The 10,182-nt window shown below is 67.6% G+C and carries 8 protein-coding genes; 4 read left to right on the plus strand and 4 right to left on the minus strand.

All coding sequences use genetic code 11. The annotated features are described in order from the left end of the window. Positions 1-44: 44 nt before the first annotated feature. The 4 genes from egtD to QWL29_RS22710 all read left to right on the plus strand — a co-directional run bounded on the left by egtD (position 45) and on the right by QWL29_RS22710 (position 3,452). Positions 45-1,007 carry an L-histidine N(alpha)-methyltransferase gene (gene egtD, locus QWL29_RS22695; RefSeq protein WP_305825126.1) on the plus strand — a complete coding sequence of 321 codons (963 nt, stop codon included), beginning with the start codon at positions 45-47 and terminating at the stop codon, positions 1,005-1,007. Positions 1,008-1,017: 10 nt separating this feature from the next. After that, positions 1,018-2,235 (plus strand): ergothioneine biosynthesis protein EgtB, encoded by a 1,218-nt coding sequence (gene egtB / locus QWL29_RS22700; RefSeq protein ID WP_305825127.1) that lies wholly within the window; start codon positions 1,018-1,020, stop codon positions 2,233-2,235. Beyond that, entirely contained in the window at positions 2,232-3,173 is a 942-nt protein-coding gene (locus tag QWL29_RS22705; protein ID WP_305825128.1) for a YihY/virulence factor BrkB family protein, read from the plus strand. The genes egtB and QWL29_RS22705 overlap by 4 nt, the downstream gene beginning before the upstream one ends. A gap of 108 nt (positions 3,174-3,281) precedes the next feature. Then, the gene (locus QWL29_RS22710) at positions 3,282-3,452 is read left to right on the plus strand and encodes a hypothetical protein (RefSeq protein ID WP_305825129.1); all 171 of its coding nucleotides are present in this window, start codon (positions 3,282-3,284) and stop codon (positions 3,450-3,452) included. 97 nt (positions 3,453-3,549) lie between these two features. Here the strand turns inward: QWL29_RS22710 and QWL29_RS22715 are convergent, their stop codons facing one another. From QWL29_RS22715 to QWL29_RS22730, 4 genes are read right to left on the minus strand one after another with little or no spacing between them, the layout of a single operon-like run. After that, positions 3,550-4,311, minus strand: a complete 762-nt coding sequence (locus QWL29_RS22715) for a hypothetical protein (RefSeq protein WP_305825130.1) — start codon at positions 4,309-4,311, stop codon at positions 3,550-3,552. Positions 4,312-4,342: 31 nt separating this feature from the next. Next, positions 4,343-6,121 (minus strand): biotin/lipoyl-binding protein, encoded by a 1,779-nt coding sequence (locus QWL29_RS22720; RefSeq protein ID WP_305825131.1) that lies wholly within the window; start codon positions 6,119-6,121, stop codon positions 4,343-4,345. Next, the gene (locus QWL29_RS22725) at positions 6,118-7,836 is read right to left on the minus strand and encodes a type I secretion system permease/ATPase (protein ID WP_305825132.1); all 1,719 of its coding nucleotides are present in this window, start codon (positions 7,834-7,836) and stop codon (positions 6,118-6,120) included. The genes QWL29_RS22720 and QWL29_RS22725 overlap by 4 nt, the downstream gene beginning before the upstream one ends. Before the next feature lie 5 nt (positions 7,837-7,841). Next, positions 7,842-9,611 carry a type I secretion system permease/ATPase gene (locus QWL29_RS22730; RefSeq protein ID WP_305825133.1) on the minus strand — a complete coding sequence of 590 codons (1,770 nt, stop codon included), beginning with the start codon at positions 9,609-9,611 and terminating at the stop codon, positions 7,842-7,844. Positions 9,612-10,182 lie beyond the last annotated feature (571 nt).

Raw genomic sequence — 10,182 nt, forward strand, 5'->3', positions numbered from 1 at the left:
GCCAGGGCGCATCCGGCGCTTCGGCGGCACGAATGATAAACCCTATGATGACTTTATGCATAACCGAGCAGCCTGAAACCGTGGCCAACGCCCACGTTCCCGCTGAGCTCTACGACGGCCTGGGCGCGCGCAACGCCACCATTTCACCCAAGTTCCTCTACGACGCGCTTGGCTCGAAGCTGTTCGAAGCGATCTGCGAACTGCCGGAATACTATCCAACCCGCACCGAAGCGGCGATTTTCGCACGCCATGGCGCCGAGATGGCGCGCGTGGCCGGCGTCGGCAGCACCCTGGTCGACCTCGGCGCCGGCAACTGCGCCAAGGCAGCCTCGCTGTTCCCGCTGCTGCGCCCGAGCCAGTACGTGGCGATCGACATTTCCACCGAATTCCTGCACGACGCGCTGAACCGGCTGCGCCAGCGCTTCCCGCAGATCGCGATGGAAGCGCTGGGCCTGGACTTTTCCAGCGGCCTCGAACTCCCGAGCAATGTGCGCGCCGAAAAACGCCTGTTCTTCTATCCCGGCTCGTCGCTCGGCAACTTCACGCCGCCGGAAGCACGTGCTTTCCTGCGCCGCCTGCGCCGCAACTGCGGACCGGACGGCGGCCTGCTGATCGGGATCGACCTGGTCAAGGACAAGGCCGTCATGGATGCCGCCTACGACGACGCCCTCGGCGTAACCGCCGCCTTCAACCTGAACGTGCTGCGCCACGTGAATACCCTGCTCGGCGCCGACTTCGACATCCGCGAATGGCGCCATGTCGGCTTCTACAACGAGGCCATGGGCCGGGTCGAGATGCACCTCGAAGCCAAGCGCGCCCAGCAGGTGCGCTGGCCGGGCGGCGGGCGCGACTTCGCGGCGGGCGAGCGCATCCATACCGAAAACAGCTACAAGTACCGCCAGGCCGACGCCATCAGCCTGCTCGAATCGGCCGGCTTCGAGGCAACCCGCGTCTGGACCGATCCGCACTGTCCGTTTGCCGTGATCCACGCGCAGGCGGCCGGCTGAGAGTTTTATTATGTCGCACGATTTTCATACCGTCCGCCAGCGCTCGCTGCACCTGGCCGAGCCGCTCTCGAGCGAGGATTGCTGCGCCCAGTCCATGCCCGACGCCAGCCCCATCAAGTGGCACCTGGCGCACACGACCTGGTTCTTCGAGACCTTCATCCTGGAGGCGATGGAAGAAGGCTTCGCGCCTTTCCACCCCGCCTTTCGGGTGCTTTTCAATTCCTACTACAACGGCGTCGGCGCCAAGCATCCGCGCCCGCACCGCGGCCTGCTGACACGGCCTTCGCTCGACGAAGTACGCGCCTACCGCCGCGACGTCGATGCGCGCATGGGTCGCCTGCTGGTCGAACGCGCAGGCGACGCCCGCCTCGCCGAACTGGTCGAGCTCGGCCTGCAGCACGAGCAGCAGCACCAGGAACTGATGCTCACCGACCTCAAGCATCTGCTGGCCCAGAGCCCTTTGTTCCCGGCCTATGCCGCCGACCCGCTCGGCGCCGAGGCGCCGCCCGCACCGATGGAGTGGATCGCCTGCGCCGGCGGGCTGGCCGAGTTCGGCTTTGGCGGCAACGGTTTCTGCTTCGACAACGAGCTGCCGCGCCACCGTGCCTACCTGGCGCCGTTCGAACTCGCTTCGCGCCTGGTGACCAACGGCGAATACCTGGCCTTCATCGAGGCCGGCGGCTACCGCGACCCTGCCTTGTGGCTGGCCGAGGGCTGGGACAAGGTCGCCAGCGGCGAACTGGCGCATCCCTTCTACTGGCGCCAGGATGACGAGGGCCGCTGGCAGGAATTCACCCTGCACGGCCTGCTGCCGCTCGATCCGGCGCGCCCGGCCACGCATCTGTCGCTGTACGAGGCCGACGCCTATGCGCGCTGGCGCGGAGCGCGCCTGCCGACCGAGTTCGAATGGGAATTCGCGGCGCGCCAGGCCAGCATCGAAGCAGGGCGCCTGCATCCGGGCGCGGCCAGGGGAGGAGAGGCGGGCACGGGCCTCAGCCAGATGTTCGGCGCTTGCTGGCAATGGACCAGCAGCAGCTACGCGCCCTATCCCGGCTATGCGCCGGCGCCGGGCGCCATCGGCGAATACAACGGCAAGTTCATGGTCAACCAGTACGTGCTGCGCGGCTCGTCCTGCGCCACGCCAGCCGGCCATCCGCGCGCCAGCTACCGCAACTTCTTTCCGGCCGGAGCGCGCTGGCAATTTACTGGAATCAGGCTGGCACGATGATACGGCTGCGCTGGCAGTCGGTGCGCCGCGCGCGCATCCGCATCCTGAACCGGCGCGCGAATGCCTACATTTTCTCGCACCCGCTGACCTTTACCCTGAGCTGCCTGCGCGGCTTTCGCGCCAACCAGGGCTTGCTGCTGGCCGGCGCCGTGGCCTATTACGCGCTGCTGTCGATCGTGCCCTTCCTGATGCTGGTGGTGGTGGCGCTGTCGCACTTCATCGACCAGGCCGAGCTGCTGGAAACCCTGCGCCGCTACCTCGAACTGCTGGTGCCGGGCCAGTCGCGCTCCATCGTGGCCGAGGTCGCCAACTTCCTCGACAACCGCGACCTCATCACCTGGGTGCTGGGCGTCACCATGCTGTTCTTCAGTTCCCTCGCCTTTACGGTGCTGGAAAACGCCATGAGCGTGATCTTCGTGCACCGCGTGGCGATCCGGCGCCGCCACTTCCTGGTGTCGGCGGTGCTGCCTTACTGCTACATCCTGGCGCTGGGCTTCGGGGTGATGCTGGTGACCCTGGTGGCCGGCACCCTGCAGGTGATGGGGCGGGAGCACGTCGATCTGTTCGGCTACAGCTGGTCGCTGGGCGGGGTATCGGGGGCGCTGCTCTACCTGCTGGGCCTGGGCGGCGAAATCCTGGTACTGACCTCGATCTACCTGGTGATGCCGGTCGGGCGCCTGTCGCTGTCGCACGCGCTGGTCGGCGGGGTCACGGCGGCGCTGCTGTGGGAACTGGCGCGCCATGTCCTGGTCTGGTATTTCTCGACCCTGTCCCAGGTGAACGTGGTGTATGGCTCGATGACGACCGCCATCGTGGTCATGTTCAGCCTCGAGATCGGCGCCACGCTGCTGCTGTTTGGGGCCCAGGTGATCGCCGAGTACGAGCGGGCGGGCAAAGGCAAGCCGGAACGGGCCCAGCCGCTGTCGACGGCGGCTTGATCGACGGCGGGGCTTTGCGGTAGCTCAATTTCCAACAGGAATAGAAATGGCACATTCGTTCTTGCGCCCGGCTAACAGCGGGCGATGTTCAACGGAACGGGAGATGTCATGGATCAGGGCGTATTCCTTGGATTGCCGGCGCCGGTCGTCTTGGCTTTCGCCGCATTGCTGTTGCTGCTGGTGCTGGTTGCGCATGCCTTGCATGGCCTGCGCAAACCGGCGCCGGTGCGCCGTCCCGCGGCGCACGAGCGGCGCCACCGGCAGGACGCTGGCGGCTGACGTATCAACACAGCAAAAAAAGGCCCGGGTGCTTCCACCCGGGCCTTTTTTCATCCATAAGCAAAGGCGCCGCAGCGCCCGTGCCCGGTACTAATTATTACTGCTTCTGCGCCACCACCGCTTCGCCCAGCCCACCGTCGGCCGTCGTCAGGCCGAAGGTCAGGAAGGTCTTGGCGGTGTTCAGCTTGGCGATACCGCTCAGCTGGGTGGTGCTACCGGTGCAGGTCTCGGTCAGGGTGACGTCGAACACGGCCACGCTGCCGTGCGGCGCCACGGTGCCGTTGTAGTTGCAGCCAAGGGTGCTGGTGCCCGACAGCACGCCGTTGGCGTCGACGGTCCAGTTGGCAACGATGGTGCCGCCGGCCTTGGTGAAGCGCCAGTTGCCGGTGGCATCGGCGCGGGTCACGGCGGTGCTGTAGCGGGTGTCCGCCGTCAGCGCCAGCGAGCTGGTGCCGGCAGTGCCGCGCACCGACACCGCAAACGCGGTGCCGCTCGGTGCGCCGCCGGAGACGGTGACCGTCTCGGCCTTGGCGCCCGACACCGGATAGCGTGCGCCGTTGGCCGAGAAGGTCTGGCCCGACACGGCCAGCTTGGCGGTGGTCAGACCGACCAGGTTGTCCTGGGCGTCGTGCAGGAACAGCCAGGCCGCGCCGTCGCTCAGGACCACGCTGCGCACGACCGTGGCGCCGCCGAAGCTGGCGCCCGTCACCGGGCCGTTCCAGAAGCCTTGCAGCTGGCCCAGGGTAATCGCCGGCGGGGTCACCACCGGCGGGGTGGTCGTGCCGCCACCGCCGCCACCGCCGCCGCAGGCGGCCAGGCTCAAGACACTCGATGCAGCCAAGAATTTAATCAGTTTCATCTTCATTCCTTTAAACATTAATTTTTGGTGCTTAGTCGAAGGCGTTGCCTGGGCCTTGCTCGTCCGGCGTATCGATCACGTAGCCGATCAGGCTCAGCGATGCATGCGCCGCCACGCCGTTGCTGACGATGTTCGAATCGCCGGCCACGCCCACGTCGAACTGGCTGCCTTCGGTGATGTGGAAGTCGAGGCGGATCTTGTCGCCTTCGGCCACCATCTGGCCACCGTAGGCCGCGCTGGCCAGGTTGACCAGCACGCCGCTCGCATCCTTCGCCCAGTAACCATTCACACCCGTGCTCGCATCGACGTACAGGCTGAAGTTCTCGGTCGCGCCAGGTGCATTGACCTTGGCGGTGAACGAGATGCCGTCCATCGGCGCTTGCGCCCAGCTTGGCAGGTCGATGGCATTGTGCACGCTATGCACGTCGGTCAGCGGATTCGCATCCGCCACCGGCTTGCCGTTGACCGCGCCTGCCACCAGCGTGACATAGGAGCTGCCATTCGAGGCGCTCGGTACGCCCATCGAAACCACCGCAGGCTGCAGCGCGTCGAGGATGCCGTCGCCGTTGCCGTCGCCGAGCAGGCCGCCGTTGCCGAGCGCCGGCGCCAGGGCTTCCACCGAAGGCGCCACGCCGTTGCCGTCGCGCACCACATCGCTTGCAGCACTGCCAACCGATTCCGCTGCGCCGAAGCCGTCGGTGTAGCGGGCCACCACGTCGATGGTCTTGCCGATCAGCGCGCTGTTCAGGGTCAGGCTGGCGCCGGTGGCGCCGGAGATGTCCGCGCCATTGGCTTGCCACTGGTAGCTCACCGTGCCCATGCCGTCCTGGTCCGCCAGGGTGTTCGAGGCGGTCAGGGTCTGGCCCAGGGTGGTGTTGCCAGCGATCAGCACCGCGCCGGTCGGCGCGTCGTTGACGTTGGCCACACGGTCGGTGGCGCTGCTGGTCACGCTTTCCACGGTGCCTTCGGCATCAAGGTAGCTGGCGACCACAGTGATCGCCTTGCCCACCTGGGCCTGGGTCAGCACATAGCTGCTGCCGACCGCCACCAGGGCGCCATCGGCGAGCCAGCGGTAGCTGACGTTGCCCATGCCGTCGGTGTCGCCCAGCGTGTTGCTGGCCGTCAGGGTCTGGTGCTGCGTCGCCGAACCGGCGATCGTCACCTGCGCGCTTTGCTGGCCGCGGCTGCCGTCGGCAATCGCCTGCAGGTCGGCCGCCAGCGCCGCCTTGCGCGACATGAACAGCTGCTGCTGGGCCTCGATCTGCAGGCTGACGCCCGGATCCTGGCGCGCCGCTTCGACGTCCGGGTGCAGGGCGATCGCGGCGGCGCCGTTCTGTTCGGCCAGCAGGCGCGACTCGGCCGCACGTTCGTTCAGGTAGCGCAGGCGCACCGCGGTGAAGTTGGCGCGCGCCACGGCGCTGTCGAGTTCCACGAGGGGCTGGCCCTGTTTCACGAGGTCGCCCTCGCGCACCAGTACCTGCTTGATCAGGCCGCCGGTCAGGTGCTGCACCGGCTGGCGCTTGGTGTCGACCATCACGGTGCCGGGCGCCGGCACGCCTTCGTCGAGCGGGGCAAAGGCGACCCAGGCCAGCAAGCCGGCCAGGCCCAGGGCCAGGGCCAGCTTGCCCAGGCGCAGGCTGCGGCGTGCGTGGCCGGCGGCGGCAGGCGCATCGCCCGCGGGCGGCTCATCGTTGGCGGCCGGGCCGCTACCGGGCCACAGGTCGGCGCCGGCCTGGGGCAGGCCGGGCTGGACGAGATCGTTCTTCAGTTGAGCGGTCTCGGGTTGAGCGTTCTTGAGCTGAGGTTTCATGGCGTTTGCGGAAGAGGTTGGGAAGCGGCGCGGCGCACTTCTGCGAGCACCTGCTCGGGCGTGCCGTCGCGTTCTACTTTGCCGTCGCGCAGCATGACCAGGCGGTCGGCGGCGGCCAGGATGGCCGGGCGGTGGGTAATCAGGAGCACGGTCTTGCCTTCGACTTTCAGCTGGCGCACCAGCGCGGTGAGGGCGGCTTCGCCGGCTTCGTCGAGATTCGCGTTCGGCTCGTCGAGCACCACCAGGGCGGGCGAACCGTAGACCGCGCGCGCCAGGGCGATGCGCTGGCGCAGGCCGCCGGGCAGCTGCACGCCGTCGTTGTCGACCGGGGTGTCGTAGCCGCGCGGCGGGCGCAGGATGATGTCGTGCAGGCCGGTCTTCAGGGCTGCGCCGATCACCGCCTGCGAATCGATTTCGCCGAAGCGGGCGATGTTCTCGGCGATGCTGCCGTCGAACAGGCCGACGTCCTGCGGCAGGTAGCCGAGCTGGGCGCCGAACTGGCGGCGCGGGTAATCCTGCAGCGGACGGCCGTCGAGCAGGGCCTCGCCCGTGATGTGCGGCCAGGCGCCGACCACGACGCGCGCCAGCGTCGACTTGCCCGAGCCCGAAGGGCCGACCACCACGGTGACGCTGCCGGCGGCCAGCGCCAGGTCGACGCCGTCGAGGATGGTGCGCGTGCCGCCCGCTGCGTGGGCGCTCAGGGCGCGCAGCTGCACGTTGCCGCGCAGGCGTTCCTGCGGGAGATCGGCGGCGGCGGGCGCCACGGCCTGTTCCTGCAGCAGCGTGCGCAGGCGGCCATAGGCCAGGCGGGCGTTGATCAGGCCGCGCCAGAGGCCGACCAGGCTGTCGATCGGGGCCAGGGCGCGCGTCATCAGGACGTTGGCGGCGAGCATGGCGCCGACCGAGAGCTCGCCGTCGATCACGAGCAGGCTGCCCAGGCCCAGCACCAGCGACTGCTGGGCGTAGCGCACGAACTTGCTGGCCGCGGTGACGCGCGAGGTAAAGCGGTGCAGTTCCAGGCCGCGCCCCTGCTGCTGGCCGTGCAGGCGGTTCCAGCGCTGCCACAGGTTGCCGAGCATGCCCATCGCTTCCAGCGCTTCGGCGCCGCGCAGCTTGGCGCGCAGCCAGCCCATCTCGACGCCGGCCGCTTTCGATGCCGCATCGGCCGGGGCCACGCTGCGGCCGTGGCCCTGCCAGGCCAGCAGGCACTGGATCGCGGCGAACACCAGCGCCAGCGCGCCCAGTGCCGGATGCAGCACGAACAGCACGGCGATGTAGATCGGCGCCCAGGGCGCATCGAAGAAGGCCAGGATGCCGGGGCCGGTGAGGAACTGGCGCACTTGAATGAGGTCGGCAAGCGGCCTGGCCGAAGCGGCCGTGCCTTTGCCTTGCAGCGAAGCGGCGAAATCGGCGTCCATCAGCGGACCGGCGAGGGCGGCGTCGAGGCGCTGCCCGGCCTGCACCAGCACCCGGGTGCGCCACCATTCGGCCAGCGCCACGCAGGCATACATCGCCAGCGCGATCAGCGACACGGCGAGCAGGGTCAGCTCGCTGCGGCTGAGCAGCACGCGGTCGTACACCTGCAGCATGTAGATCGTGGGCGTGAGCATCAGCACGTTGGTGAGCACGCTCAGGAGGCCGGCGTGGCCGAATTCATGGCGCAGGGACGCAAGGGCCCCGCGCAGGCCGCTCTGGCCTGTCGTTTTGGTGGTCATGGGGATCAGCCTTTCGCGGTGGCGAGGGGAAGGGCGTTGCGCTGGGCAGGTACAGGCGCATGAGCGGCATCGTCGGGCGCGTTCGCCCGGCGCAGTGCGGCCAGCACTTCCTCGCGCGGCCCGAAGCCGGCCTGCTGGCCTTCGCGCAGCAGCAGGATCTTGTCGGCCACTGCCAGCACGTTGGCGCGGTGGCTCATCACGACAAAGGTGCAGCCGCGTTCCTTGTGTTCGAGGATGGCATGGACCAGGGCAGCGTCGCCGGCATCGTCGAGGCTGGAATTGGGCTCGTCGAGCACCACCAGCGCCGGGTTGCCGTACAGCGCGCGCGCCAGGGCGATGCGCTGGCGCTGGCCGCCGGACAGGGCATTGCCGTTCGGGCCGACCGGGGTATCGTAGCCTTGCGGCAGGGTGGCGATCAGCGGTTCCAGGTTGGCGCTGCGGGCGGCAGCTTCGACGGCGGCGCGGTCGACCGCGCCGAAGCGGCAGATGTTCTCGGCGACCGTGCCTTCGACCAGGTCGACCGCCTGCGGCAGGTAGCCCAGGTGCGGGCCGAGTTCGGCGCGCGGCCAGGCAAACACGTCGACGCCGTCGAGGCGCACCTTGCCGGAAGCGGCCGGCCACATGCCCAGCAGCAGGCGCGCCAGGCTCGACTTGCCGGCGCCCGACGGGCCCATGACCACGGCCACTTCGCCCGGCTGCAGGCCGAAGGCCAGGCCTTTCAGGATCGGTGCGCTGCTGCCTGGCGCGCTGGCGACCAGCTTCTCAACCGCCAGCGTGCCTTGCGGCACCGGCAGCGGCATGCCCGGCGCGGCGCTCGGAACGGCTTTCAGCAGGGCTTCCAGGCGGTAGAAGGATTCGAGGGCGGAGGCCACGCCCTGCCATTGGGTGACGATCTGGATAAAGGGGGCCAGCACGCGGCCGCCCAGGATGCCGGCGATGACCAGCATGGCGCTGCCGCCGTTCAGGGCATCGTGCAGCAGCAGCCAGCACGACAGGCCGAGCAGGGCCGAGTTGACCAGGTTCTGCAGCAGTTTCGACAGGGCCTGGTAGCCGCCGCCGCGCTTCGAAGCCTCGGCCTGCAGCGCGGTCGCTTCCATCTGCTTGCCGAACCAGCGCGTGCGCAGGGCGCCGTACATGCCGAGCACGTCGATGACGGTGGCCTGCGACTGCAGGCGGTCGGCCTGTTGCTGGGCGGCGTAGCTGTTGCGGTTGGCGGCCAGCAGCGGCTCGCGCGTGCCGCGGCTGTTCAGCCAGCCGATCAGCACCTGCACCAGGGCTACGCCCAGGGCCACCACGCCCAGCAATGGGCTGATGGCGAAGATCAGGGCCAGGAACAGGATCGCCAGCGGCGCGTCCATGGCGGCGGTGACCACCGGCGAATGGATGAAGTCGCGCACGGTGCGCAGATCGTTCATGGCCTGGGCGCCGCCGCCCGGCAGCGACTTGCGGCTGGACTCGAAGGCGGCGTGGAAGACGCGGCGCGTCAGGCGCTCGTCGAGGTGGCAGGCGGCCGCATGCATCTGGTCGCTGCGCGCCCATTCCAGCACCTCCATCAGCAGGTAGGCGCCGAGCACGGCCAGGGTCAGCATGGCGAGCGTGGTGCCGTTCGCGCTGTTGACCACGCGGTCATAGACTTCGAGCATGTACCAAGAGGGCGCCAGCACCAGCACGCCGCAGGCCAGGCTGAACCAGAGGGCCCTGCCCACGTAGGGCGACAGTTCGCGCAGTGCGGCGCGCAGTTCGGAGAGGGAAGACGATCGTGCCGGCGAATTCATCGATAAATGCCTGGAAAAATGATTGCAGGGATGACTGGCGCAGGGCGACCGTGCGTGTTGCTGCCATCTGGTGTCACACAGTCAAGAACCAAAGAAGAGCCCTAGTTACAAGCAAAATGGTATCAGAGGGGATTGATGACAGGAAACAGTAATATCCGCAAAAAACATGATGAGTCAGTACGGGAACGCTAAAAACAACACTGTCTGTTCATCTTGTCCACATGCCCCGTGACAGAGCGTTAACGAAGCGTGCAAGGGGCATAACAGTCCATTCCTGTAGGAAACATCCTACATGATCAACCCGTTAACTGTCCAGAGGATTGCCGGACTTTCCGGATTGCGATAAGAGCGTTAGCCATCAGCTATTGGATCGGCGATACAGGTTGCAGCAACCTATCTGGACATTGACTTTGCCTGTGTCCGTTCAGCGCTTCGAAGAGCGGTTGAAGTTAAATACTCAGTTCCGCACGATCATCACTTCACCGTCGCAGACTTCGTGATCGCTGTAGGACATTAGTTGTCTAATTGTTTAGACTCGTGGGATCATGTACCCATTCGTAGCTGGCCGCTC

The organism is Massilia brevitalea (genome assembly GCF_030711405.1).
In the GTDB taxonomy this organism is placed as follows: domain Bacteria; phylum Pseudomonadota; class Gammaproteobacteria; order Burkholderiales; family Burkholderiaceae_D; genus Telluria; species Telluria brevitalea.

Excerpts from the sequence above, each read along its gene's own strand:
- egtD (WP_305825126.1), top strand. The coding sequence starts at position 45 with ATGATGACTTTATGCATAACCGAGCAGCCTGAAACCGTGGCCAACGCC.
- egtB (WP_305825127.1), top strand. The coding sequence starts at position 1,018 with ATGTCGCACGATTTTCATACCGTCCGCCAGCGCTCGCTGCACCTGGCC.
- QWL29_RS22705 (WP_305825128.1), top strand. The coding sequence starts at position 2,232 with ATGATACGGCTGCGCTGGCAGTCGGTGCGCCGCGCGCGCATCCGCATC.
- QWL29_RS22710 (WP_305825129.1), top strand. The coding sequence starts at position 3,282 with ATGGATCAGGGCGTATTCCTTGGATTGCCGGCGCCGGTCGTCTTGGCT.
- QWL29_RS22715 (WP_305825130.1), bottom strand. The coding sequence starts at position 4,311 with ATGAAACTGATTAAATTCTTGGCTGCATCGAGTGTCTTGAGCCTGGCC.
- QWL29_RS22720 (WP_305825131.1), bottom strand. The coding sequence starts at position 6,121 with ATGAAACCTCAGCTCAAGAACGCTCAACCCGAGACCGCTCAACTGAAG.
- QWL29_RS22725 (WP_305825132.1), bottom strand. The coding sequence starts at position 7,836 with ATGACCACCAAAACGACAGGCCAGAGCGGCCTGCGCGGGGCCCTTGCG.
- QWL29_RS22730 (WP_305825133.1), bottom strand. The coding sequence starts at position 9,611 with ATGAATTCGCCGGCACGATCGTCTTCCCTCTCCGAACTGCGCGCCGCA.